At 65.2% G+C, this 24,751-nt stretch carries 25 protein-coding genes; 14 read left to right on the plus strand and 11 right to left on the minus strand.

Features of this window, described 5'->3' with window-relative positions:
- The first annotated feature begins 75 nt into the window (after window positions 1-75).
- Window positions 76-1,944: an ABC transporter ATP-binding protein gene (locus tag IVB23_RS30555; RefSeq protein ID WP_247801071.1), complete on the plus strand. Its 1,869-nt coding sequence runs from the start codon at window positions 76-78 to the stop codon at window positions 1,942-1,944.
- Window positions 1,945-1,950: 6 nt separating this feature from the next.
- Here the strand turns inward: IVB23_RS30555 and phaZ are convergent, their stop codons facing one another.
- Window positions 1,951-3,174, minus strand: coding sequence for a polyhydroxyalkanoate depolymerase (gene phaZ, locus IVB23_RS30560; protein ID WP_156505032.1), 1,224 nt, complete (start codon window positions 3,172-3,174; stop codon window positions 1,951-1,953).
- Window positions 3,175-3,321: 147 nt separating this feature from the next.
- Here phaZ and IVB23_RS30565 point away from each other — a divergent pair, with 147 nt between their 5' ends.
- Complete coding sequence (locus IVB23_RS30565) at window positions 3,322-3,978, plus strand: glutathione S-transferase family protein (protein WP_197968796.1); 657 nt, start codon at window positions 3,322-3,324, stop codon at window positions 3,976-3,978.
- A gap of 278 nt (window positions 3,979-4,256) precedes the next feature.
- Here the strand turns inward: IVB23_RS30565 and IVB23_RS30570 are convergent, their stop codons facing one another.
- The gene (locus IVB23_RS30570) at window positions 4,257-4,481 is read right to left on the minus strand and encodes a hypothetical protein (RefSeq protein ID WP_024339451.1); all 225 of its coding nucleotides are present in this window, start codon (window positions 4,479-4,481) and stop codon (window positions 4,257-4,259) included.
- Window positions 4,482-4,665: 184 nt separating this feature from the next.
- On the opposite strand from IVB23_RS30570, the gene IVB23_RS30575 reads away from it, so the two are divergent.
- Window positions 4,666-5,022: a hypothetical protein gene (locus tag IVB23_RS30575; RefSeq protein ID WP_247801072.1), complete on the plus strand. Its 357-nt coding sequence runs from the start codon at window positions 4,666-4,668 to the stop codon at window positions 5,020-5,022.
- Between the two features lie 9 nt (window positions 5,023-5,031).
- Here IVB23_RS30575 and IVB23_RS30580 read toward each other — a convergent pair whose 3' ends face one another.
- The gene (locus IVB23_RS30580) at window positions 5,032-6,135 is read right to left on the minus strand and encodes a mandelate racemase/muconate lactonizing enzyme family protein (protein ID WP_247801073.1); all 1,104 of its coding nucleotides are present in this window, start codon (window positions 6,133-6,135) and stop codon (window positions 5,032-5,034) included.
- Window positions 6,136-6,307: 172 nt separating this feature from the next.
- Here IVB23_RS30580 and IVB23_RS30585 point away from each other — a divergent pair, with 172 nt between their 5' ends.
- The 4 genes from IVB23_RS30585 to IVB23_RS30600 all read left to right on the plus strand — a co-directional run bounded on the left by IVB23_RS30585 (window position 6,308) and on the right by IVB23_RS30600 (window position 10,836).
- A complete protein-coding gene (locus tag IVB23_RS30585; RefSeq protein ID WP_197968793.1) occupies window positions 6,308-7,153 on the plus strand; it encodes an AraC family transcriptional regulator in 846 nt (281 codons plus the stop codon).
- Between the two features lie 135 nt (window positions 7,154-7,288).
- Window positions 7,289-8,215: an SMP-30/gluconolactonase/LRE family protein gene (locus IVB23_RS30590; RefSeq protein ID WP_247801074.1), complete on the plus strand. Its 927-nt coding sequence runs from the start codon at window positions 7,289-7,291 to the stop codon at window positions 8,213-8,215.
- A 158-nt stretch (window positions 8,216-8,373) separates the two neighbouring features.
- Complete coding sequence (locus tag IVB23_RS30595) at window positions 8,374-8,967, plus strand: GNAT family protein (protein WP_247801075.1); 594 nt, start codon at window positions 8,374-8,376, stop codon at window positions 8,965-8,967.
- Window positions 8,968-9,189: 222 nt separating this feature from the next.
- Window positions 9,190-10,836, plus strand: a complete 1,647-nt coding sequence (locus tag IVB23_RS30600; RefSeq protein WP_247801076.1) for a GMC family oxidoreductase N-terminal domain-containing protein — start codon at window positions 9,190-9,192, stop codon at window positions 10,834-10,836.
- 158 nt (window positions 10,837-10,994) lie between these two features.
- On the opposite strand, the gene IVB23_RS30605 is transcribed toward IVB23_RS30600, so the two are convergent.
- Entirely contained in the window at window positions 10,995-11,366 is a 372-nt protein-coding gene (locus IVB23_RS30605) for a hypothetical protein (protein WP_247801077.1), read from the minus strand.
- Between the two features lie 44 nt (window positions 11,367-11,410).
- Here IVB23_RS30605 and IVB23_RS30610 point away from each other — a divergent pair, with 44 nt between their 5' ends.
- Window positions 11,411-11,848, plus strand: coding sequence for a DUF5958 family protein (locus IVB23_RS30610; protein ID WP_247801078.1), 438 nt, complete (start codon window positions 11,411-11,413; stop codon window positions 11,846-11,848).
- 978 nt (window positions 11,849-12,826) lie between these two features.
- Here the strand turns inward: IVB23_RS30610 and IVB23_RS30615 are convergent.
- Together IVB23_RS30615 and IVB23_RS30620 are read right to left on the minus strand one after the other, a co-directional pair.
- Window positions 12,827-13,669 carry a MoxR family ATPase gene (locus IVB23_RS30615; protein WP_247801079.1) on the minus strand — a complete coding sequence of 281 codons (843 nt, stop codon included), beginning with the start codon at window positions 13,667-13,669 and terminating at the stop codon, window positions 12,827-12,829.
- A gap of 106 nt (window positions 13,670-13,775) precedes the next feature.
- Complete coding sequence (locus IVB23_RS30620; protein ID WP_028179892.1) at window positions 13,776-14,021, minus strand: GlsB/YeaQ/YmgE family stress response membrane protein; 246 nt, start codon at window positions 14,019-14,021, stop codon at window positions 13,776-13,778.
- Window positions 14,022-14,185: 164 nt separating this feature from the next.
- Here IVB23_RS30620 and IVB23_RS30625 point away from each other — a divergent pair, with 164 nt between their 5' ends.
- From IVB23_RS30625 to sseA, 3 genes are all read left to right on the plus strand, one after another.
- Window positions 14,186-15,361 carry a VWA domain-containing protein gene (locus IVB23_RS30625; RefSeq protein WP_061879466.1) on the plus strand — a complete coding sequence of 392 codons (1,176 nt, stop codon included), beginning with the start codon at window positions 14,186-14,188 and terminating at the stop codon, window positions 15,359-15,361.
- Window positions 15,362-15,490: 129 nt separating this feature from the next.
- Window positions 15,491-15,904, plus strand: a complete 414-nt coding sequence (locus tag IVB23_RS30630) for a rhodanese-like domain-containing protein (RefSeq protein WP_028179894.1) — start codon at window positions 15,491-15,493, stop codon at window positions 15,902-15,904.
- A 137-nt stretch (window positions 15,905-16,041) separates the two neighbouring features.
- The gene (sseA, locus tag IVB23_RS30635) at window positions 16,042-16,896 is read left to right on the plus strand and encodes a 3-mercaptopyruvate sulfurtransferase (RefSeq protein WP_247801080.1); all 855 of its coding nucleotides are present in this window, start codon (window positions 16,042-16,044) and stop codon (window positions 16,894-16,896) included.
- 141 nt (window positions 16,897-17,037) lie between these two features.
- Here the strand turns inward: sseA and IVB23_RS30640 are convergent, their stop codons facing one another.
- Window positions 17,038-17,805 carry a hypothetical protein gene (locus IVB23_RS30640; RefSeq protein ID WP_247801081.1) on the minus strand — a complete coding sequence of 256 codons (768 nt, stop codon included), beginning with the start codon at window positions 17,803-17,805 and terminating at the stop codon, window positions 17,038-17,040.
- A gap of 367 nt (window positions 17,806-18,172) precedes the next feature.
- Between IVB23_RS30640 and IVB23_RS30645 the strand changes: the two genes are divergently transcribed.
- Complete coding sequence (locus tag IVB23_RS30645; protein WP_197968215.1) at window positions 18,173-19,366, plus strand: L,D-transpeptidase; 1,194 nt, start codon at window positions 18,173-18,175, stop codon at window positions 19,364-19,366.
- A 58-nt stretch (window positions 19,367-19,424) separates the two neighbouring features.
- Here the strand turns inward: IVB23_RS30645 and IVB23_RS30650 are convergent, their stop codons facing one another.
- Both IVB23_RS30650 and IVB23_RS30655 read right to left on the minus strand, forming a co-directional pair.
- On the minus strand, window positions 19,425-20,387 hold the full coding sequence (locus IVB23_RS30650; RefSeq protein ID WP_061879468.1) for a D-2-hydroxyacid dehydrogenase family protein: 963 nt from the start codon (window positions 20,385-20,387) through the stop codon (window positions 19,425-19,427).
- Between the two features lie 129 nt (window positions 20,388-20,516).
- Entirely contained in the window at window positions 20,517-20,732 is a 216-nt protein-coding gene (locus IVB23_RS30655) for a hypothetical protein (RefSeq protein ID WP_061879469.1), read from the minus strand.
- 234 nt (window positions 20,733-20,966) lie between these two features.
- Here IVB23_RS30655 and ettA point away from each other — a divergent pair, with 234 nt between their 5' ends.
- Window positions 20,967-22,616, plus strand: coding sequence for an energy-dependent translational throttle protein EttA (ettA, locus tag IVB23_RS30660; RefSeq protein WP_197968213.1), 1,650 nt, complete (start codon window positions 20,967-20,969; stop codon window positions 22,614-22,616).
- 7 nt (window positions 22,617-22,623) lie between these two features.
- Window positions 22,624-23,850, plus strand: a complete 1,227-nt coding sequence (locus IVB23_RS30665; RefSeq protein WP_061879471.1) for a lytic murein transglycosylase — start codon at window positions 22,624-22,626, stop codon at window positions 23,848-23,850.
- Between the two features lie 79 nt (window positions 23,851-23,929).
- Here the strand turns inward: IVB23_RS30665 and IVB23_RS30670 are convergent, their stop codons facing one another.
- A complete protein-coding gene (locus IVB23_RS30670) occupies window positions 23,930-24,214 on the minus strand; it encodes a hypothetical protein (RefSeq protein ID WP_028179902.1) in 285 nt (94 codons plus the stop codon).
- A gap of 213 nt (window positions 24,215-24,427) precedes the next feature.
- The gene (locus tag IVB23_RS30675; RefSeq protein WP_197968211.1) at window positions 24,428-24,748 is read right to left on the minus strand and encodes a hypothetical protein; all 321 of its coding nucleotides are present in this window, start codon (window positions 24,746-24,748) and stop codon (window positions 24,428-24,430) included.
- Window positions 24,749-24,751 lie beyond the last annotated feature (3 nt).

Consider the following 24,751-nt stretch of genomic DNA (forward strand, 5'->3'; position numbering starts at 1 on the left):
CACCCTCTCCCCAACCCTCCCCCGCATGCGGGGGAGGGAGCGCACCGTCTGCGCGGCATGTCCAGGGGGCTTTGCATGAGTATCGGTGCGAGCGGAGCTCACCAAGTGATCGCCGACGCGCAGGCCCCCGTGCTGTCAGTCTCCGGCCTCACCACCTCCTTCATGCTCGAGCGGCGATGGATCCCGGTCGTCCGCAACGTCTCGTTCGACATCGCGCCCCGGGAAACCGTGGCGATCGTCGGCGAGTCCGGCTCGGGCAAGAGCGTCACCGCGCTCTCGATCATGCGGCTGATTCCGCAGGAGATCGGTCGCGTCGAGGGCCACGTCATGTTGGCCGGACGGGATCTGCTGGCGCTGCCCGAGGCGAGCATGACCAGCATTCGCGGCAATGACGTCGCGATGATCTTCCAGGAGCCGATGACGAGCCTCAATCCGGTGCTCACCATCGGCTTCCAGATCGCGGAGGCGCTGATCCAGCATCGCGGCCTGTCGCGCGCGGCGGCGGAGGCGGAGACCATCCGCCTGCTCGATCGCGTCCGCATCCCTGCGGCTTCATCGCGTTTCCATGAGCATCCGCACCGCTTCTCCGGCGGCATGCGCCAGCGCGTGATGATCGCGATGGCGCTGGCCTGCAGGCCGAGGCTGTTGATCGCGGACGAGCCGACCACCGCGCTCGACGTCACCATCCAGGCCCAGATCCTCGAGCTCTTGAAGGAGCTGCAGCAGGAGGAGGGGATGTCGATCCTCTTCATCACCCATGACATGGGCGTGGTGGCCGAGATCGCGGACCGTACCGTGGTGATGTATGGCGGGCAGGCGGTGGAGACGGACGCCACCGCCCGCATCTTTGCAGCGCCTCTCCATCCCTATACGCGCGCGCTGCTCGCGGCCGTGCCGCGGCTCGGCTCGATGGACGGACGGGCGCGGCCGATGCGGTTTCCGATCGTCGACAAGGTGACGGGGACTTCGGACCAGCCGGTGGAGACGCCCGACACGGTTTCGACGGCCGAGCGGCCGTTGCTGGAAGTCTCAAACCTCACCACGCGTTTCCCCATCCGCTCCGGATTGTTCGGCAAGGTCTCGGGCCGTGTCCACGCGGTCGAGAACGTCTCGTTCACCTTGCGCGCCGGCGAGACGCTGGCGCTGGTCGGCGAATCCGGATGCGGCAAGTCGACGACGGGGCGCTCGATCCTGAGGCTGCTCGAGCCGGACAGCGGGACGGTCCTGGTCGACGGCGAGAACGTGCTGGCCATGAACGGCCGAGCCTTGCGCGATTCTCGCAAGCAGATGCAGATCGTGTTCCAGGACCCGTTCGCGAGCCTCAATCCGCGCATGTCGGTGGGAACGGCGATCGCCGCGCCCTTGCTCGCCAATGGGCTCGCCTCGGCGGCGCAGGCGCGGGAGAAAGTCGCCGATCTGCTCGTCCGCGTCGGCCTGACCGCCGACATGGCGGCGCGCTTCCCGCACGAGTTCTCCGGCGGGCAGCGCCAGCGCATCTGCATCGCGCGTGCGCTGGCGCTCGGGCCGAAGCTGATCGTCGCGGATGAAGCGGTCTCCGCGCTCGACGTCTCGGTCAAGGCGCAGGTCGTCAATCTGATGCTCGACCTGCAGGCCAGCATGGGCCTCGCCTATCTCTTCATCTCCCACGACATCGCGGTGGTCGAGCGCATGAGCCATCGCGTCGCGGTGATGTATCTCGGCGAGATCGTCGAGATCGGCCCGCGCGCTGCGGTGTTCGGCAATCCGCAGCATCCCTACACGAAGAAGTTGATGGCCGCCGTGCCGGTGCCCGACCCGTCGCGTCGCGGCGTCCGGCGCGAGGCCTCGAACGACGAGATCAGAAGCCCGGTGCGCCCGCCGGACTACCAGCCGCCTCGCCGGCAATATCGCGAGGTCTCGCCCGGCCACGTCGTGCAGGTCTGGGGCGAGGAGTGGTCGGCCTGAGGCGCCTCACGAATTGACGTGCACGAAATCACGCAGCAGCGGATAGATTTCGTTGTTCCAGCGCTTGCCGGAGAACACGCCGTAATGGCCGACGCCGGCCTGCATGTGGTGGACGCGGCGGTAGGCGCGCACGCCGGTGCAGAGGTCTTGCGCGGCGAGCGTCTGGCCGATTGAGCAGATGTCGTCCTTCTCGCCCTCGACTGTCATCAGGCCCATGCGGCTGACGGCCTTGGTATTCACGGGACGGCCGCGGTGCATCAATTTGCCCTGCGGCAGCAGGTGCTCCTGGAACACGTCGCGCACCGTCTCGATGTAGAACTCCGCCGGCAGATCCATCACCGCGAAATATTCGTCGTAGAACGTCTTGATGGTCGCCGCCTTCTCCTTCTCGCCCTTGGCGATGTGGTTGGCGAGATCCATGTGTTGCTTGATGTGGCGCTCGAGATTCATCGAGACGAAAGCGGTGAGCTGCACGAAGCCGGGATAGACCTTGCGCAGCGCGCCGCGGCACTGCACCGGCACGTAGTTGATCAGGTTCTGCTCGAACCAGTCGATCGGCCGGCTCTTGGCGAACTCGTTGACCCGGGTCGGCTGAATGCGTGTGTCGATCGGCCCCGCCATCAGCGTCAGCGTCGCCGGGCGTGACGGATGGTTGCCCTCGCACATCACGGCGGCGGCCGCGAGCGCCGAGACCGACGGCTGGCAGATCGCCACCATGTGCGGGCGCGGACCGAGCTGGCCCAGGAAGTCGATGAGATGATCGGTGTAGTCGTCGAGCCCGAAGCGGCCCTCGCTGCGCGGGATGTCGCGCGGATTGTGCCAGTCGGTGATGTAGACGTCGTGGTCCTGCAGCAGCGTCTTCACGGTGCCGCGCAGCAGCGTGGCGAAATGGCCGGACATCGGCGCCACCAGCAGCATGCGCGGCTGCTCGCCCACGCCGTGTTTCTTGAAGTGCAGCAGCGAGCCGAACGGCGTCGCGTAGGCGATCTCCTCGGTCACGGCGATTTCGCGGTTGCCGACCATGACGCTGTCGATGCCGTAGGCCGGCCGATCGTAGGTGAGGGTGGAGCGCGAGATCAGCTCCAGCGCGGCCGACAGCCGGCCGACGACCTGATCCGACCTGCCCTGCGGCACCAGATTGAGGAATTTGAGTGCCGACGAAGCCCCTGCGCGCCATGGCGCCGTCAGGTCCATGTGGTTTTGAAAGGCCTGATAAAACATCGACATCATGCTGAAACGCCCATCCCGTCCCGTGCTGCCATGCAATAAGGACGCCAGACGGCAGTCCGGGTCGCCGCTGAATTGGCACGTCGCTTGCTGCTCATGACACGGGAAGCACGCGGGCCGGGCTGAAGTCGGGACCAAGGAAGAGGCCACATGGCGAAGGCGACACTGACCATCAGCAGCAAGAACTACTCGTCCTGGTCGCTGCGTGGCTGGCTGCTGACGAAATTCTCCGGGCTCGATTTCGAGGAGATCGTCACCGCCCCGGACGATCCGTCGGCACGCGCCGAGATTTTGCTGCTGTCGTCGTCGATCCTGGTGCCGTGCCTGCGGCACGAGGGCGCCGTGGTCTGGGATACGCTGGCGATTGCCGAATATCTCAACGAGGTGATGCCGGACGCCGGTCTGTTGCCGGCCGACCGCATCCAGCGCGCCCATTGCCGCTCGATCTCGGGCGAAATCCATTCCGGCTTCACCACGCTGCGCGCCTCACTGCCGGTCAACCTGAAGGGGCACTTTCCCGGCTTCAAGATCTGGTCGCGGGCGCAGGCCGACATCGACCGCGTCTGGTTCATCTGGCGCGACTGTCTGGAGAAATCGGGCGGCCCGTTCCTGTTCGGCGCGCAGCGCACCATGGCGGATGCGATGTACGCCCCGGTGGTGACGCGCTTTGTGACCTACGACGTCAAGCTCGAGCCGCGCCTGAAGGCCTATGCCGATACCATCATGGCCATGCCGGAGATGCAGGAATGGATCGCTGCGGCGCGGGAGGAGCCAGCCGAGATCGAGGAGCTCGAGGTCGAATATTAGGCAAGTGTTGCGCCGCCCTGCCTGTTTCGGGGGCGGTGCCCTCGCGCGGCGGCCTCACAGCGATGCCTTTGCAGCGATTAACCTTTGGCGCCGGTGACAGGCCGGGCCCATCCCGCGTGCTGCGCAGATATTGTGCGCGCCCGCACTGCCATGTCGACATCTAGCCGTGAACAGCTGCGTACACGGCCTTTCGGCTGATTCGGACGTGATTCGTTCGGGCCGCGTTCCGAAGGTTAAGGCGGAGCGCGGCGCCGTCGCATTTTGAAACAGAAACCGCCTCAGGCGGCCCCACGCTGCTTCACGCGCGGCAGGCGCCAGCCGATGACGGTTGCTTCGACCGCAATGCCGGCCTCGTGGTTCTGCCAGCGTCCCTCGACGTAGCGGCAGGCGAACGGCAGTTGATATGTTCCGCTGTGATCCTCGCAGAGCACTTCGAGTGGCAGGCCCGGCGGTGGTTCTCCGGCTCCGTCGAACTCCGCCAAACGTCTGTCGCGCGTTGCCATTCCAAAAATCTCCCCTAAACAAAGCCGCGGAAAGAATGCCCACTTCTTCCGCGTGCGGATCATCGTTCCCCATCCCTGGGAACGGACGCAAGCTCAACGCGAGAATGCGGTACGAGTGTGGTAGCGTCTCGCTGCGGCGCGCAAACGGCGCACATTGCCGTGATCGATTGGACGAGGAACCTGCATGCTGCTTCGAAACGCCGGCATTTGTTTCGCGATGTTGCTGCTCGTAGCGCTGGCGCCGCTGCCGCTCCGCGCGCAGGACGTGCCCGGAATCGAGATCTGCACCGTCGAGAAGACCATGGAGCGGCGCACCAGCTGCCTGCAGAGCAATGTCGATTTCCTGCAGAAGACGATCGCCAAGCTCGCCCTTGATCATCAGCAGAAGCTGGATGCCGCCAATCGCCAGATCGACGCGCTGAAGTCGAGCCTCGCCGGCTTGCAGAAGACGCTCGGCGATCTCCAGGCCGCGCAGGCGAAGACCGCCGAGGATCTGAAGAAGAAGCAGGATGCCCCGCCGCCCAAGGACGCCGCGAAATAAGCGCGCCGTTCACGCGATGCGATAGCGCTCCATCACGGTACGATCGGGGTCGTAGCCGAGCCCGGGGCCTGAGGGCACCGCGACATGACCGGTGGCATCGACATCGGCGCGTCCGCCCCAGAGGCAGGCCTCGCGCTTGAGATAGAACATCTCGACCAGCCCGTCGTCGCGCGTTGCGAGCAGATGCAGCGTCGCCAGCAGGCCGGGGCCGAAGTAAGGGGAGTGCGGAACGATCTTGACGCCGAGCCGATCGGCCAGGCCTGCGACCTTCAGGAATTCCGTGATGCCGCCGACCTTGATGACCGAGGGCTGGGCGTGGCTGACCGCGCCCGCTTCGATCATCTGGCGGAATTGATATTCGGTGCAGGCATTCTCGCCGGCGGCGACGCCGAGCCCGCCCTTGCTGCGGACGTCGGCGAGCGTGGCGAAATCTTCCGGCGGCCAGACCGGCTCCTCCAGAAACATCGGCTGCGCCTCCCGGCATGTTTTCGCAAACGCGATCGCCTGCTCGCCCGTCAGGGGACAGTTCATGTCGACCATCAGCGGAATGGCTGGCCCGATTGCCTCGCGTGCGGCGAATACTGCCGGCGCCGTGGACTCGTGCAGCTTGATCGCGCCATAGCCGAGCGCGAGCGCCTTTCTGCATTCGGCGGCGATGTTGCCGGGCGAGCCGATTCGCAAGAGGCTCGCGTAAGCCGGAATGGCCGTGCGCCTGATCTCGCCGAGCAGGCGATGCAGCGGCACGCCTTCGGCCTTCGCAGCCAGGTCCCACAATGCGATATCGAGCCCGGAGATCGCGAACATGGTGATGCCGTAGCGGCCGAATAGATGCAGATTGCGCTCGATCTGTTCCATCACCGCGGGAATGCCGGCCGCATCGGGCACCTTCAGCCCGCGGGCCTGCGGCGCGATCATCTCCTCGACGGCGCTGCGCGTGGTGCGCGGGCAGACATAGGCGAAGGCATCGCCCCAGCCGGTCAGCCCGGCATCGGTCGAGACCTCGACGAGGACCATGTCGAGCGCCGTGATGGCGGAAGCGCCCTGGCGGAAGCTCGCGACACCGGAATCATAGGGGATGCGGATATGGTGCGCCCGCACATCGGTGATTTCCATGACCCGGTTCCTCTTTCTCGTGAGCGGTTTCGACGAGTGTAGCCGCGAATAGCAGGGCGTTGCCAGCGACGATTGCCGAGCTATCGTCATGCGAAGGACAGCAATGCCGATCAAGCAGAGCGGCAGAGACCGGCGCATCATCGCCGCGCTTCGAACGTGAGCCTGAACCGCCATGAATCCAGCCCAGCGCGCGCTCTGGTATATCGAGAGCCATCTGGCCGAGCCGATGACGCTCGACGAGATCGCGGCGATCTCGGGCGTATCGCGGTTCCACATCGTGCGTGCGTTTGCCGCAGCCACCGGCTTTCCGGTGATGCGGTACGTGCGCGCGCGGCGGCTGACCGAGGCGGCGCGCAGTCTGGCAAAGGGCGCACCCGACATCCTGTCGCTGGCGCTGGAGGCGGACTACGGCTCGCACGAAGCCTTCACCCGCGCGTTCCGCGACCATTTCGGCACCACGCCCGAAGCGGTGAGGGCGGCAACGTGCGTGAGCCAGCTCGAGCTTCAGGAGCCGATCCTCATGAACTCCACCATGCTCGACCATCTTGCCCCACCGCGTTTCGAGACGGCAAAGGCCTTCCTGGTCGCCGGCCCCGCCGAGCGCATCTCCTGCGACAACGGCGCCATGATCCCCGGTCTTTGGCAACGCTTCCATCGGGAGATCGCCGACATTCCCGCGCGGGTCGGCCAAGGAAAAATTCAAGTCGCCTACGGCGTCTGCTGCAACGGCGATGACGCCGGCAATTTCGACTATATCGCCGGGGTCGAGGTCGCCGATTTCTCCGACCTGCCGCGCCGTTTCGGCCGCATCCGCATTCCCGAGCAGCGCTATGCCGTGTTCACGCATACCGAGCACGTCGCTTCGATCCGGCGTACCGTGAATACCATCTGGAATCAGTGGTTGCCGGCATCCGGGCTCAGAGCCGCGGACGCGCCGAACTTCGAGCGCTACGACGAGAAATTCGATCCTGCGACCGGCAATGGCGGCTTCGAGATTTGGATACCAGTGCGCGAGTAAGCTGCAACGCTGGCATACCGTCCCGCTTGCTTGGCAAGCCTTGGCGACTTTGTCATAACCGCAAGCAAACCTTGCCTGCGGAGCCCGTGCCGGACATCCCGTGCAAGCCATAACAAGCAGCCGGGAGGGTCCCAAATGTCCAACATCCGCGTTCTCGCCACCGACCTCGAATTTCCCGAAGGCCCCGTGGTGATGCCCGACGGCTCGGTGGTGCTGGTGGAGATCCGCGGCCAGCGCCTGACGCGCGTCTATCCTGACGGCCGCAAGGAGATCGTCGCCAGGATTCCGGGCGGGCCGAACGGCGCCGCGCTCGGCCCCGACGGCAAGATCTACATCTGCAACAATGGCGGCTTCTCCTGGATCCCGACCCGCAACATGATCATGCCGGGTCCGCAACCCGCCGATTATCTCGGCGGCTCGATCCAGCGCGTCGACCTGCAGTCGGGCAAGGTCGAAACCGTCGTGAGCAAATGTGGCGCGCATGATCTGCGCGGGCCGAACGACCTCGTCTTCGACAGGCAGGGCGGCCTCTGGTTCTCCGATCTCGGCAAGCGCCGCGCGCGCGAGATGGACGTCGGCGGCATGTATTACCTCAAGCCCGGCATGAGCGAGATCGTGGAGGTCGTGCACGGGATTCTGCCGGCCAACGGGATCGGGCTGTCGCCGGACGAGAACACCGTCTACATCGCGGAGACGCCGACGGGGCGGCTCTGGGCCTACGAGCTCTCGGCGCCCGGCACGCTCAAGCCGCGCGACGTGATCTACCGCGGCGAGCGGGGAAAGCCGATCTGCGGCCTCGGCGGCTACCAGATGTTCGATTCGCTCGCGGTGGAAGCTGGCGGCAACGTCTGCGTCGCCACCCTGGTTTCCGGCTGCATCTCGGTGATCGCGCCCGACGGCACCCTGGTCGAGCAGGTCCCGACCGGCGACCGCGTCACCACCAACATCGCCTTCGGCGGTCCCGAGCTGAAGACCGCCTACATCACGCTATCAGGCAAGGGCGAGCTGATCGCCATGGACTGGCCGCGCGGCGGTTTGCCGTTGAATTTTTTGAACAAGTGAATGTATCTGGACGAAGTGTGCCAATACATCGGTCGTCATTCCGGGATGCGCGCGCCAGCACGCAGGCCCGGAATCCATAACCCCGAACCGTGATTATGGATTCCGGGCTCGCGACTTCGTCGCGCCCCGGAATGACGGCAGTCATTATGGAGTGAGAAATGCCCTGGCCCGATCCCATCACCCTGCGCGGACAGCACGCCCGTCTCGAGCCGCTGTCGCATGATCATCGCGAGGGGCTGGTCGAGGCTGTCAGGGACGGTGAACTCTTCAAGCTCTGGTACACCGCGGTCCCGACGCCTGAGGGCATGGCGAAGGAGATTGACCGGCGCCTGGCCTTGCAAGCCGCGGGCTCGATGCTGCCCTTCACCGTGTTCGATGCCGCCGGCAGGATCGTCGGCATGACCACCTACATGAACATTGATGCCACGAACCGCCGCGTCGAGATCGGCTCGACCTGGTACGCAAAGGGCGCGCAGCGCGGCCCGCTCAACACGCAGTGCAAGCTGTTGCTGCTGCGCCATGCCTTCGAGACGCTGAACTGCATCGCGGTCGAGTTCCGCACCCATTTCTTCAACCACCAAAGCCGCCGCGCCATCGAGCGCCTGGGCGCCAAGCAGGACGGCATCCTGCGCAGTCACCAGATCGCGCCGAACGGCACGTTGCGCGACACCGTGGTCTACAGCATCACCGCGGCCGAATGGCCGACGGTGCAGGCGCATCTCGAATTCCAGCTCAACGACAAGCCGCGCTAGCAATGAGCGTGATTGGTTCGGTGCATACGCGGTCGCACTGCGCTCCCTCTCCCGCTTGCGGGGGAGGGTTGGGGAGGGGGTGCCTCCGCGGTGGGACTCCCCGCGTGGAGAGAGCCCTCACCCGGCGCTTCGCGCCGACCTCCCCCGCAAGCGGGAGAGGTTGGAGCGAGCTCGTGGCCAGCACCATTTATTCAGCACTCATTGCGCGCTAAGGATGCCACCATGGATAGATTTGACTATGTCATCGTCGGCGCGGGCTCTGCCGGTTGCGTGCTCGCCAGCCGGCTGAGCGAAGATCCCAGCACCAGCGTCTGTGTGCTCGAGGCGGGCCCGAGGGACTGGCATCCCTACATTCATCTCCCGGCGGGCTTCATCAAGACCTTCCACATGAAGAGCATCAACTGGGCCTATCAGCAGGAGCCGGGGCCCTGGACCGGTGGGCGCAGCATCTATGCGCCGCGCGGCAAGACACTCGGCGGCTCGTCCTCCATCAACGGCCACATCTACAATCGCGGCCAGCGCATGGATTTCGACACCTGGGCGCAGATGGGCAATCGCGGCTGGGGCTATGCCGACGTGCTGCCTTACTTCCGGCGGCTGGAGAAACGCGTCGGCGAGGGCGAGGCGCTCTATCGCGGCCGTGAGGGCAGTCTCACGGTTACGACGATGGACTGGCGCGATCCGCTCTGCGAGGCCTTCATGGAGGGTGCCGTCTCGCTCGGCATTCCCCGCAACCCCGACTACAACGGCAAGACCCAGGAAGGCGTCTCCTACTGCCAGCGCACCATCAACAACGGCCTGCGCGTCTCCGCCGCGACTGCGTTCCTCAAGCCGGCGATGAAGCGGCCGAACGTGCATGTGCACACGCATGCGCACGCCACCGAGATCATCTTTGAAGGCAAGCGCGCCGTCGGCGTGCGCTACATGAAGGGCGGCCGCGGCGGCCATCCCGTCGAGGTGCGCGCCAACAAGGAGGTGATCCTCTCCGGCGGCAGCTATAATTCGCCGCAGCTGTTGCAGCTCTCGGGCATCGGCTCGCCGGATCTGCTGCAGCAGCACGGCATCGCGGTGCGGCACGCGCTCCCCGTCGGCGAAGGCCTGCAGGACCATTACGCCCCGCGCACGGTGGCGCGGGTCAAGGACATCAAGACCATCAACGAGCTCCGCCGCGGCCTCTCGCTCTGGATCGAGGCGCTGAAATGGGCGACCGCGCGCCGCGGCCTGCTCTCGCTGTCGCCGACCATGGTCTACTGCTTCTGGCATTCCGGCGAGAGCGCGGAGAGCTCGGATCTCCAGCTCACCTTCACGCCGGCGAGCTACAAGGAAGGCGTGCAGGGCCAGCTCGAGGACGAGCCCGGCATGACGGTCGCATCCTGGCAGCAGCGGCCGGAGAGCCGCGGCTATGTCCGCATCCGCTCAAGCGATCCATTCGCGCCGCCGATCATCCAGACCAATTATCTCGATGCCGAGCTCGACCGCCGCGTCATCGTCGGCGGCATGAAGCTCGCGCGGCGTTTGCTGAAGAGTGCGCCGCTGTCGCCCTACTACGCCTACGAGGATTTCCCCGGCCCCAACGTCAACACCGACGACGAATTCCTGGCAGCCGCCACCGAGCGCGGCACCACCACGTTCCACCCCGGCTGCACCTGCCGCATGGGCCCGGCGGATAGCACGTGGGCGGTGGTCGACGACCACCTCCGTGTCCACGGCCTGGAAGGCCTCCGCGTCATCGACGCCTCCGTCATGCCGCGAATGATCTCGGCGAATTTGAATGCCTCCACCATGATGATCGCCGACCGCGCCTCGGACCTCATCCGCGGCAAGGCACCGATGGAAGCCGCGCGTATTCCGGACGCGGCGGTAGCGTGAGGCCTTCGTAGGGTGGGTTAGCTAGCGGCTGCGCAAAGCGCGGCCGCTGGCGTAACCCACCACATCCGCTGATGCGGAAACGAAAGAGGTGGGTTACGCTGACGCTAACCCACCCTACGAGCTTGGCTAAAGGATCTGGGGGAAAGTTAGGTCGTGCCTCAGTTGAGCGACGCTATGAATTTTGACCATGTCTCTTCAGCGATCGTGAGCACAGGCGTGCAGGCGGGCGTGCTCAACAAGGCGGAGAGACAGAACATCGCGATCAGGTTGCTGGAGCGGCTTGGTGTCCCTGTGACGAGCCGCGCGCCGTGGGATGATGCCTCATCGGAGGGGACGCTGAGGCCTGATGGTTGGGAGCTCATCCCGAAGTTCGTGGGAAAGAACCAATGTTTGATGTTTCTGGATGGCGCACAGTCGATCTGGAGATTTTGTGCGGTGCGGACCTGCTTCGGGTTCTGGAAGACTGTCCGGCACTCGAGTTCTATGTCTGTGACGAGGAGGCGAGCTATCTCCTTTGCAGCAATCACCATGACTTTATCCTGGGCTGGGGGGCCGCGCTGCACTGGGTGGCGCGATGCTGAATGTCGATGAAGAAATCCTGTTGAATCAATTGGCACAGGGGATTGCAAGCGATGCAAAGGGAGAGGATTGGTTCGGCACGCAGAGCGAGGATGACAAGCGCAGGCTCCTTCGCGGCTTGAGTAACTTCATATCGCGGGCACGGCCTAAGCCTGAAGATGTTGCAGCCGCAATCGCGGAGTCGCGGCTGAAGCCGACGCTTACCCCGTGCGTCTTGATCGCAATGCCCAATCTCCGGGTTCAATTGGCGAAGCTCCCCGCGCTTCCGGAGTTTGAATTGCCTCGCGCGTTTCGGCTCCTCATCAAGTTGCTCGCTGCGGCAGACAGCAGGCGGCGTAAGGAGCAGCCGCTGGATCCCGTAAATCATTGGTGGCACAGGGACTTGAGTGACCCGGACGTCGTGAACGACATCAAGCGGACCAAGGGAGCATAGCATTGGCTATTCAAAGCGTGCTGGCCTGATATTTCTACAAGTTTACCCGTCGGGCAAAACACCCGCACCCCGTCAACCCCTCTCCGCGAAAATATTCCACTTTACCGAAATTCGGAATTGCGGCATAAATCGACACAGCCCGGCCCGACGAAGAGGGGCGGTTCGCGAGTCGTTCGAAACGCGGGCCGGGTTGCGGTGGACGCGGCAGCGTCGGCACGAGATGGTGCGGGCAGGGCGGGTAGTCCCTGTGAGCCCGAGGCTTCGTGCGGACGAGCGGCGCTGAAGTCCGGCGAAGCCTCTTGGCGAAGCCGGATGAGCTGCGTACGGCAAAACCGTGTGGTCCTGGCCGTCGTTGCTACGGTCAAGCCTTCCGCGGAGATGTGCGCGAGCCCAACCGGGCGGACGGCATCGTCAATTCGCGGGGCGAGGGAGGCCAGAGGGAAAGTTCGGCTCCCGGGAGAGCACGGCATAAGCCGTCCGACCATCGCGCAGGGAAGGCCGTGTGTTCGGCACCACCTGTATGCTGCTGTGCGGTTTTCTGCGTGTGCCTTTTGCGCAGCAGACCGCGGGTGCCTGTCGGCACCTGGCCTTCCCTGCGCCCTCTTTCTGTTGGGCGAGGAATGAAAGCAAAGCTCGGGCGAGATGCGCAGCGAGGCTGCGAACATATGTCTGCGAGTCAGGAGGTCAGTTGGAGGGGCGCGGCTACGCTGCTTGCTCCGTCATTGCGAGGAGCCCTTGCGACGAAGCAATCCAGACTGCCGCCGCGGAGGGACTCTGGATTGCTTCGCTGCGCTCGCAATGACGAGGGGAGAGAGTGTGCGCCTCAATGTCGCTCTCGTGCCCCGGACGTAGCGCAGCGTCTCTTCGACGGTGCGCTGCTGAGCCGGGGCCCATCTCTGCGAGCGGGCCGTGCCGCCTTCTGGGGCCCGGCTCTGCGCAGCAGCGTTGCACGCTGCAGCGCGTCCGGGACACGAGAGCTCACACTTCCCTTCGGCTCAAGAACGCCAGCCGCTCGAACAGATGCACGTCCTGCTCGTTCTTGAGCAGCGCGCCGTGCAGCGGCGGGATCAGCTTGCGCGGGTCGCGCTCGCGCAGCTGTTCGGCGCTCATGTCTTCGTTGAGCAGCAGCTTGAGCCAGTCCAAGAGCTCCGAGGTCGAGGGCTTCTTCTTCAGGCCCGGCACCTCGCGCACCTCGAAGAAGATGCGCAACGCTTCCTGGACCAGGCGCTTCTTGATGCCGGGGAAGTGGACGTCGACGATGCGGCCCATCGTGTCGGCGTCGGGGAACTTGATGTAGTGGAAGAAGCAGCGGCGCAGGAAGGCGTCCGGCAGCTCCTTCTCGTTGTTGGAGGTGATCATCATGATCGGGCGCTGCTTGGCCTTGATCGTCTCGCCGGTCTCGTAGACATGGAATTCCATGCGGTCGAGCTCGAGCAGCAGGTCGTTCGGGAATTCGATGTCGGCCTTGTCGATCTCGTCGATCAGGAGCACCGGGCGCTGCTCTGCCGTGAAGGCCTCCCACAGCTTGCCGCGCTTGATGTAGTTCTTGATGTCGGACACGCGCGCGTCGCCGAGCTGGCTGTCGCGCAGGCGCGAGACCGCGTCGTATTCGTAGAGGCCCTGCTGCGCCTTGGTGGTGGACTTGATGTGCCAGGTCAGCAGCGGCGCGTTCAGCGCCTTCGCCACTTCCTCCGCCAGCACCGTCTTGCCGGTGCCGGGCTCGCCCTTCACCAGGAGCGGGCGCTCGAGCACGATCGAGGCATTGACGGCGACCTTGAGATCGTCGGTCGCAACATAGTCCTTGGTGCCGGTAAATTTCATCGCGCGTCCTTGTTGGTCGTCGTCGTGAGGCAATGCCGATTTCGTTGCCTCGGTCACGACAAGCGAACGGCCGCGCATGGCGGCCGTTCCTGGTTCGGTCAGGCTTTCAGACCCGTTTTATCAGCGAAAGGATGACCAGCACAATCACCGCGCCGATCGTGGCGTCCACGATGGCACCGACCGTGCCGGTGGCGAGCTGGATGTGCAGCTGGGGCAGCACCCAGCCCGCAACCAGTGCGCCGATGATGCCGACGACGATGTTGCCGACCAGCCCAAATCCCGCCCCGTGGACAATCTTGCCCGCGAGCCAGCCTGCGATCGCGCCGATGATGAGCGCTGCGAGAATTCCCATTGCAAACGTCCCCAAAACAACCCCGTGAGAAGGGCAATTCTAGAGCAAAAAGGCCTCGGGTCCACGTTGAATTGGTCCGCCGACGCGCGTGGTTCACCTCTCCCGATGGGAGAGGTGGAGCGGCGCCCCTTGACGTGCGCCACCCGACGGGCAATCTGTCAGCCATGTTCCTGCAATTCTTCACCTCTCTGCGCGACGCGCAGGTCCCCGTGACGCTGCGCGAATACCTCACGCTGATGGAGGCGCTCGACGCCGACCTTGCGGACTACACGGTCGAGAATTTCTATTATCTGTCCCGTGCCTCCCTGGTGAAGGACGAGCGCAACCTCGACAAGTTCGACCGCGTCTTCGGCACGGTGTTCAAGGGGCTGGAAAGCCTGCTCGAGGCCATGGACAAGGCGGAGATCCCCGAGGAGTGGCTGAAGAAGCTCGCCGAGAAATATCTGACGGAAGAAGAGAAGAAGCAGATCGAGGCCATGGGCTGGGACAAGCTCATGGAGACTCTGAAGAAGCGCCTCGAGGAGCAGAAGGGACGGCACCAGGGCGGCTCGAAGTGGATCGGCACCGCCGGCACCTCGCCGTTCGGCGCCCATGGCTACAATCCCGAGGGCGTGCGCATCGGCCAGGAGAAGAACCGCAACAACCGCGCCGTGAAGGTGTGGGACAAGCGCGAATTCAAGGATCTCGACGGCAATGTCGAGCTCGGCATCCGCAACATCAAGGTGGCGCTGCGACGCCTGCGCAAGTTCGCGCGCACCGGCGCGCCGGACGAGCTCGATCTCGACACCACGATCCGCGAGACCGCCAATCACGGCTATCTCGATGTGCACATGCGCCCCGAGCGGCGCAACGCGGTGAAGCTGCTGGTGTTCTTCGATATCGGCGGCTCGATGGACGCGCATATCGAGCAGGTCGAGGAGCTGTTCTCGGCGGCGAAGAGCGAGTTCAAGCACATGGAGTATTTCTACTTCCACAACTGCCTCTATGAAGGCGTGTGGAAGCAGAACAAGCGCCGCTTCACCGACCGCACGCCGACCTGGGACGTGCTGCACAAATACCCGCACGACTACAAGGTCGTGTTCGTCGGCGACGCCTCGATGTCGCCTTACGAGATCATGGTGCCCGGCGGCTCGGTCGAGCACGTCAACGAGGAGCCGGGCTCGGTCTGGCTCGACCGTATCATCCGCACCTATCCGCACGCGGTGTGGCTGAACCCGGTGCAGCAGAAGCACTGGGACTATTCGGAATCGACCACCATCATCAAGCGCATCTTCGCCAATCGGATGTACCCGATCACCATCGAGGGGCTGGAAGGTGCGATGAAGGAATTGACGCACTGATGGTTGCTGTCATTCCGGGGCGCGACGAAGTCGCGAACCCGGACTCCATCGGGCCGCAGCGCATGTAGAGGAATAGATTCCGGGCTCGCGCTGCGCGCGCCCCGGAATGACAACAAGAGGGAGACGTATATGCCCCAGACCATCACCCGCGGCATCAAGGCGCTGATCGACGAGGCCAATGCCGAGATCGAGACCCTCACCGCCAAGGACGCCATCGAGATCTCCAAGAACGGCGATGTCGTCATCGTCGACATCCGCGACCCCCGCGAGATCGAGCGCGACGGCCGCATCCCCGGCGCCTTCGCCTGCACCCGCGGCATGCTCGAATTCTGGATCGATCCGCAGAGCCCGTACGCCAAGCCGATCTTCCAGGAGGACAAGAAATTCGTCTTCCACTGCGCCGGCGGCCTGCGCTCCGCGCTCGCCGCCAAGACCGCACAGGACATGGGCCTCAAGCCCGTCGCCCACATCGCCGGCGGCTACGCCGCCTGGCGCGATGCCGGCGGGCCCACGGAGAAGTGGGAGCCGAAGAAGAAGGGGTGAGGGGGCACCTCCCTCGCCTCACATACTCCGTCGTGCCCGGGCTTGACCCGGGCATCCACGTCTTCGCCACAGGACAGAACGTGGATGGCCGGGACAGGCCCGGCCATGACGACCGAGACAATTGCCGGAGCATGCCAATGACCGCCACCGACCCCCTCGTCTCCACCGAATGGCTCGCCGCGCACATCGGCGATTCCAACGTCAAGATCCTCGACGCCAGCTTCAAGCTGCCGGGCGTCTTGCCGCTGCCGAAGGACGACTATCTCGCCGCGCATCTGCCGGGCGCGGTATTCTTCGACGTCGATGCGGTGTCGGATCATTCCAATCCGCTGCCGCACATGTTTCCGAGCGCCGAGCAGTTCGGCCGCGACGTCGGCAATCTCGGCATCTCCAACGCGGACACCGTCGTCATCTACGATGCCGGCGGCTGGGTCGCAGCGCCTCGTGCCTGGTGGATGTTCCTGTCCTACGGCCACAGCAATGTGCGAATCCTCAATGGCGGCCTGAAGAAGTGGCGCGCCGAGGGCCGCCCTGTGGAGAGTGGCGAGGTCAAGCCGAAGCCTGCGACGTTCAAGGCCAGCTATGATTCAAACCGCGTGCGCAGCATGCAGCAGCTGATCGCCAATGTCGAAAGCCGCAAGGAGCAGGTGATCGATGCGCGCGCCGCCGACCGTTTCGAGGGCCGCGCGCCCGAGCCGCGGCCGGGCATCCGCTCCGGGCACATCCCAGGCGCCCGCAACGTGCCGTATAATCTCCTGTTCGACGCCGCGACCGGCGAGATGAGGCCGCTCGATGACCTCCGCGCTGCCTTCACGGGCGCCGGCGTCAAGCTCGATGCGCCGATCGTCACGAGCTGCGGCTCCGGCGTCTCCGCCGGCGTGCTGACGCTGGCACTCTATCGGCTCGGCATCACCGACACCGCGCTCTATGACGGCTCCTGGTCGGAATGGGGCCAGGAGGGCGGCCCGGCCATCGCAACCGGTCCGGCGTAGCCTCGCTATTTCCACATCGTCATGCCCGGGCTTGACCCGGCCATCCACGTCTTGAGGCGCGGCACAAAGAACGTGGATGCCCGGGACAAAGCCCGGGCATGACGATCGTCGAAACGATTGCAGGGCCGCAAGGAAGGCGCCTCACCGCGTACGCGTGGTCGTCGTGGCAAACGTCTGCTGTCCAAACGGATCCAGCTGCTGCTGCAATTGCTGAGGCGGCGGACGCCGCACCACGCGGTGCGGCTTCTTCGCCTTCGCCTTGCGCTTGGTCGCCTTGTCGTCGGCCTTGCTCTCGACCTTGGCCTTCGCCGGCGCATCCTTCACGGCCGTCGTCGCCGGATCGTTCAGCGCGGCCAGCTTGCTCGAAGCGACGTCGGGCGCTGAGGAGGCGAGGGCGGCACTGGGATCGACCGGTGCCGGCTCGCTGGCGGTCGCGACAGCGGCAGGTTGAGAGTCAGGCTTGGCGTCGGGAATCGAGGCCGTCGTGTCGGCTTGAGTGAGCGTGTCGGTGGGCGCTGGCGCTTCAGCTTCCGTCATCGTCTCGGGCTTGGCCGGCTCGGGGGCCGGAGGCGCGGCTTCAGTGACCTGCGGCTCCGGATCGGCCTCGGCCGTCAGCGCGGCCACCTGCTCGGGCCCGCTCGCCGGCAGCCCGATCGTCGGCACCCGGTCCCGCAGCGACGGTGCGGGCGCGGGCGCGATCTCCGGCTCCGCTCGCAGCACCGCGAGCACCGGTTGAGCCGGTTCGGGCACTTGCGCAAACACCTGCTCCTGCGGGCCGTTCCGCCAGGAGGGGGTGCTGACATATTGCTGATGGGTCGCCCGCAGCAGCGCGGCGGCTCCCAGGCCGAACACCAGGATGGAGGTTGACAACAGGATCGCGGCAAACAGGAAGCGAAAGCCGGGAAGCATCGAGCGATTGCGAATTTCCGCCCCGGCGGCGAGGAGGCCTGGGCCAAAGAGCCATCTGAACGCGGTGACGGTACTGATTGCCGCGTTCGCCACGCGGGATCGGAGCTCGGAAAGGTGGCGAATCAGGCTGATTCGACCATATCGCAACGATCCCGCGCCGTTCCGCTAAAATCGCGGCCGAATAACGCGGCAATTGATGGCGCAATACGATTTCAGCCCCGTGATGCAACGGGGCAACGGTCGTCTTGCGGATCACAAATCGGCAAATCCGGCGCAAATAGGCCTGATATGTCTTGAATGTGCCGCTATCTTCCGTCATCTGGCCGTTAACGGTCCGATCGGGCTTCGGGACTATACAAGAGCGATGATGATCAAACATTTTCTGACGATATGCGCTGCCGCAACAGTCGCTGCGGCGGGAACCTCGCTCGCTCAGGCTCAGAGCTATCCGGTCCAGCAGGCGCCGAGCTATGGCGCCCCGGCCGAATATCGGCCCGGTGACCGCACACCGAATTTCGACGCACTGGACGAAGACGACGAGGCGATGCCGCAGGCCTCGCTGCCGCCTCCCGGCCCAGTCGACGATCCGCGCTACGGTCGCCCGGTCGGCGCGCCCCCGGTCTATTCGGCCGCCCCGCAGGGGCCGGTGATGTCGCCGGATGATCCCCGATACGGTCGTCCGGCTGGCGCTCCGCCGGTCTATTCGGCGGCGCCCCAGGGGCCCGTGATGTCGCCCGACGATCCGCGCTACGGCCGGCCCGCCGGTCCGCCGCCGGTGATTTATGCCAATCGTCCGGGACAGCAGGCGCCCGCCAGTGACGGCCTGCGTCCGCCCGAGGCGGTCGGTGGTCCCGCCGCGACCGGAACGGTCGATGCCGCCCAGCCGCCCGTCGGCGCCGATGGCCGGCCGATGACTTTGGCCGCGCTGCCGCCCGAGGAGCAGCCCGATGCTGCGCCGGTGCAGCTGCCGCCGAACCTGCGCCGCCAGGAGGTCGCGTTCCAGACCAAGGAGCCGGCCGGCACGCTCGTGGTCGATACGCCCAACACCTACCTCTATTACGTGCTCGGAGGCGGCCGCGCGATCCGCTACGGCGTCCGCGTCGGCCGCGACGGCTTCACCTGGACCGGCGTGCAAAAGATCACCCGCAAGGCCGAGTGGCCGGATTGGCATCCGCCGACCGAGATGATCGAGCGTCAGCCCTACCTGCCGCGCTTCATGGCCGGCGGCCCGGGCAATCCGCTTGGCGCCCGCGCGATGTATCTCGGCTCGACCGTCTACCGCATCCACGGCACCAACCAGCCCTCGACGATCGGCAAGTTCGTCTCCTCCGGTTGCATCGGCATGCTCAACGAGGACGTCTCCGACCTGTTCGATCGCGTCAAGGTCGGCACCCGCGTGGTGGTGCTGCCGGGCGGCCCGCCGCCGGGAACGGCGACTGCCTCCGCTGCGCCGACGCAGGGCGCTGCCGGGCCGGCTCCGATCTCCGCCCAGGCTGGTCCCGTCCCGGGGACGCAGCCGACCGTGGTGCCGCCGCTGCCCGCGCCGGTCACCGTGCGCTGAGCGCTTCGTCCCCTACCAGATTGCAGAAAGGGCGTGCCGTCGGCGCGCCCTTTTCGTTTCAGGCCAGCCTGCGCGGCAGCTCGCCGCCCCTGGTGAAGGCGTCGATCGCCTCGACCATCTGACCGTAATGGATGCGCAAGCCGTCCGCGGTGGCGTAGCCGAGGTGTGGCGTCAGCACGAGGTTGTCGAGCTTGCGGAAGGGATGGTCGACCGGCAGCGGCTCGACCGAGAACACGTCCAACCCCGCGCCCGCGATCTTCCGCTGCTGCAACGCCTCGAGCAGCGCCTGCTCGTCCACGATCGGCCCGCGCGCGGTGTTGACGAGGAATGCGGTCGGCTTCATCCGCGCGAGATCGGCGCGGCCGACGAGGCCACGCGAGCGATCGCTCAGCACCACATGGATGGTGACGATATCGGCCTTGGCGAACAGCTCCTCCTTGCTGGCGTAGCCGACGCCGGCCTCCTTGCACTTCTCCGGCGTGAGGTTCGGACTCCAGGCGATCACGTTCATGCCGAACGCTTTCGCGATCCCAGCCATCTTGCTGCCGAGCTTGCCGAGCCCGACGATGCCGAGCGTCAAGCCCTCGATCTCGACGCCGGCAAAGGTCTGCCAGGGCTCGCCCGCATGCATGCGCGCATTCTCGCGGCCGATGCCGCGGGTCAGCTCCAGGATCAGGCCCATGGCGAGCGGCGCCGTGGGATCGCGCGAATATTGCGTGCCGCCGATGGCCACATTGCGCGCCTTCGCAGCTTCCATATCGATGGAAGCGTTGCGCATGCCCGAGGTCAGCAGCAGCTTCAGCTTCGGTAGGTTCTCGAACAGGCTCATGGGGAAGGCGGTGCGCTCGCGCATCGCGCAGATGACGTCGAAGTCCGCCAGTGCGCTCGCCGCGGCCTGCTCCGAAGCGAAGGGATGGCTGAACACGGTGACGTCGATCCGGTCGGACAGTTTCTGCCAGTCGGCGACGTCGAGCGCGAGGTTGAAATAATCGTCGAGAATTGCACAGCGCAGCCGGCTCATCAGCGTTCATCCATGGCAAGAGATGACGGCGCAGGCGGGCACCGTCGAGGGAGCCCGGCCATGGTTGCGCGCAATCACACCTGTGCGCAAGCAGCTGACGACTTCAAAAGTCCGATAGGAAGGAGAGGCTCAGAGATCGCGGGATTTCAGGCGGAACGGCGCATCCATGCCGTGCTTGGCGCGCCAGGCGGGACCGGGTCCACGCATGTAGTGCAGTTCGGGCCGGTAGGGATTGAAGGCGGTGGTGAAGAAGCGCTTCCAGAAGCCCTTGACCTCCGAAACGAACCCGAAGACGTGGCCGGCTCCTGCCGGAACAGGATGAGAATGCGTCTCGATCAGAGCCATGATGCGGCCTCGCTGTGCTCCCGTTCATTCTGGCGGGTGGCGCTGTTTCCGCGCGAAACCGAGCTTTCGGCCTGATTTATTAAAAGATAGTTTCAATTGTCCGGATTGGCGTCGGGATGGTGTCCATTCCGTATTCATCCGTGGTGAACGGACGGAAAACATTGCCCTTTTGGGGCGGGATCGTTACATCGGCGGCAAGCAAAATTTCCTCAAATCGAAGGTGTCACGGGACCGATGGCGCGCCAGTTCATCTATTTCATGCAGGGCCTGACCAAGAGCTACCCGACCCGGAAGGTGCTCGATAACATCCACCTGAGCTTCTACCCCGACGCCAAGATCGGCGTGCTCGGCGTCAACGGCTCGGGCAAGTCGACGCTGCTCAAGATCATGGCTGGCCTCGACAAGGAGTACACCGGCGAGGCCTGGGTCGCGGAGGGCGCCCGCGTCGGCTATCTCGAACAGGAGCCACAGCTCGATCCCAAGCTGTCCGTGCGCGAGAACGTCATGCAGGGCGTCGCCAAGCAGAAGGCGATCCTCGACCGTTACAACGAGCTCGCGGTCAACTATTCCGACGAGACCGCCGACGAGATGACCAAGCTCCAGGACGAGATCGAGGCCCAGGGCCTGTGGGATCTCGACAGCAAGGTCGACCAGGCCATGGATGCCTTGCGCTGCCCGCCCGATGACTCCGACGTGACCAAGCTCTCCGGCGGCGAGCGCCGCCGCGTCGCGCTATGCAAGCTGCTGCTCGACCAGCCCGAACTCCTGCTGCTGGACGAACCGACCAACCATCTCGACGCCGAGTCCGTGTCGTGGCTGGAAGGTCACCTGCGCAACTATCCCGGCGCGATCCTGATCGTCACCCACGACCGCTACTTCCTCGACAACGTCACCGGCTGGATCCTCGAGCTCGATCGCGGCCGCGGCATTCCCTACGAGGGCAACTACTCGTCCTGGCTGGTGCAGAAGCAGAAGCGCCTGGAGCAGGAGGGCCGCGAGGACGCGGCACACCAGAAGACGCTCGCCCGCGAGCAGGAATGGGTCGCATCTTCGCCGAAGGCGCGCCAGGCCAAGTCGAAGGCACGCTATCAGCGCTACGAGGAGCTGCTCAAGAAGGCGAGCGAGAAGCAGACCCAGACCGCGCAGATCATCATTCCGGTCGCCGAGCGGCTCGGCGCCAACGTGGTCGATTTCGACGGCCTCAGCAAAGGTTTTGGCGATCGCCTCCTGATCGACAATCTCACGTTCAAGCTGCCGCCCGGCGGCATCGTCGGCGTGATCGGCCCCAACGGCGCCGGCAAGACCACGCTGTTCAGGATGATCACCGGCCAGGAGAAGCCGGACGCAGGCACGATCACGGTCGGCGAGACCGTGCATCTCGGCTATGTCGACCAGTCGCGCGATGCGCTCGACGGCAAGAAGACCGTGTGGGAGGAGATCTCCGGCGGCAACGAATTGATCCTGCTCGGAAAGAAGGAAGTCAATTCGCGCGGCTATTGCTCGGCCTTCAACTTCAAGGGCGCGGACCAGCAGAAGAAGGTCGGCGCGCTCTCGGGCGGTGAACGCAATCGCGTCCATCTCGCCAAGATGCTGAAGTCCGGCGCCAACGTGCTGCTCCTCGACGAGCCGACCAACGACCTCGACGTCGACACGCTGCGCGCGCTGGAAGAGGCGCTGGAGGACTTTGCCGGCTGCGCCGTCATCATCAGCCACGATCGCTGGTTCCTCGACCGTATCGCGACGCACATCCTGGCGTTCGAGGGCGAGAGCCACGTCGAATGGTTCGAAGGCAATTTCCAGGACTACGAGAAGGACAAGATGCGCCGGCTCGGCCAGGACAGCATCATCCCGCACCGCGTGAAGTACAAGAAGCTGACGCGGTGATGGCGGCATGATGCGGCGGGCGCTCATCGCTGCGGTGATCGTGGTCACCTGCGGCTGGTCGTCCGCCCGTGCTGCCGACGCCGCCTTCACGCAGTTCATCGCCTCGCTGTGGCCGGAAGCCCAACAGACCGGCGTTTCGCGCGCGACGTTCGAGCGAGAGACGCGCGGGCTCGAGCCCGACTACAAGCTGCCCGATCTGATCCTGCCGGGGCGGCCGGCGACGGGCGCGCCGTCGCAGGCCGAGTTCGTGCAGGTGCCTGCCGACTACGTCAAGGAGGCGTCGATCGCGCGGCTCGCAGGCGAGGGGCAGCGGCTGCTGCAGAAATATCGCCCGGTCCTGAGCGAGATCGAAAACAAGTCCGGCGTGCCCGCGACCGTGATGCTGGCGATCTGGGGCCGCGAGACCGACTACGGCCGCTACGCGCTGCCCTACGATCTCGTGCGCGTGCTGGCGACACAGGCTTATGTCGGCCGGCGCAAGGATCAATATCGCAACGAATTCATCCTCTCGCTCAAGCTTCTCGGCGAGGGCGTGGTGACGCGCAAGGACATGCGCTCGTCCTGGGCCGGCGCCACCGGGCTCACGCAGTTCCTGCCCTCGGAATATTACAAGCACGGCGTCGATTTCGACGGCGACGGCCGTATCGACATCTGGCGCTCGGTGCCGGATGCGCTGGCCTCCGCCGCGCAGCAGCTCGTCAACAAGGGCTGGCAGAGTGGCCTCCGCTGGGCCTATGAGGTGCAGGCGCCCGCGAAGGTCGATTGCACCACGGGCGTACCGGAGGTGACGAAGCCGATCGGTCAATGGCTTCGCGAAGGTTTTGTGCCGGTGCGTGGCGCGAGGCTCAGCGCCGCCGAGCAGGCGCAGCAGGCCTCGCTGCTCCAGCCCGAAGGCATCTACGGCCCGTCGTTCCTGACCACGAAGAATTACTTCGTGATCAAGGAGTACAATTTCTCCGACCTCTACGTGCTGTTCGTCGGCCATCTCAGCGACCGGATGACGAGCCCGCTGCCATTTGCAACGCCGTGGTCGGCTTCGAAGCAGCTGCGCACGAAAGACGTCGAGACCATGCAGCGCGAGCTGACGCGCATCGGGCTCTACAAGGACAAGATCGACGGCAAGGCCGGCATGCAGACGCGCGCAGCGCTCGGCGCCTATCAGAAGTCGGCCGGCCTCAAGGTCGATTGCTGGCCGAGCGAAGAGGTGCTGCGCTCGATCCAGGCGGGGCGATAGCGCAGGACCAAAGAAAAAGCCCGGCCGATGGTCTCGGCCGGGCTTCGATCGCGGCGCTTGTGAGCGCCGTGCGATCAGATCAGTAGCAGACGCGAACCGGGCGAACGACCCAGCCATAGCCGTCCCAATAGCGCTGGCGCTGCCAGTAGCAGGGCGGGGGCGGCGGGCCGGGCTCGGCCACGTAAACGGGACCACCATAGGCCGGTCGGCTCGACGCGATGGCGCCGCCGACGATCGCGCCGCCGATCAGGCCGGCCGCGATGCCGGCGCCAATGTTGTCACCGGCCTTGGCGGGCGGGGTGGCGGTCACCAGCGATCCGGCGACCGTCGCAACCGTGAGGGCAGCAACCAAAGTCTTCTTCATGCTCTTTGCTCTCCTGGGAGATGGACTTCCCCTGTAAGGGACGGCCCGGGTTTCAAAGGTTCACGCACACTCTGATGGAATTTGGCCTTGCGGTTAGGAAGCGCGCAAATGGTCAATCCACGGTAAACGCACACGGAGCTGTGACGAGAAAAAGCGGTCTTTTTCGGGCTCCGAGATGAACGGCGCATCCGTAGTGAACCGGTTAAGCGCGCCTCAGCCACAAACTCTGACGCGGCGGACGCGCCAGGCATAGCCATCCCAGAAGCGCTGCTTCTGCCAGACGCAGTTGCCGTAATAGTCGTCGGCGACATAGCCCGGACCGGGGGCGTAGTAGCGGGGCGGATAATAGCCCGGTTCGTAATAGCCGGGGCCTGGTCCGTAATAATACGGAGAGGCCAGCGCACCGCCGACGATGGCGCCGCCGATGATCCCGGCCGCCACGCCTGCTGCGACACCGCGCTGGGCATGGGCCGGTGTGCCGGCCGTCAGGGCCAGAGTGAGGACGGCAGCGACTGCCAGGAACGACTTCTTCATGCG

It is taken from the genome of Bradyrhizobium sp. 191, from assembly GCF_023100985.1.
Taxonomy (GTDB): Bacteria; Pseudomonadota; Alphaproteobacteria; order Rhizobiales; family Xanthobacteraceae; genus Bradyrhizobium; species Bradyrhizobium diversitatis.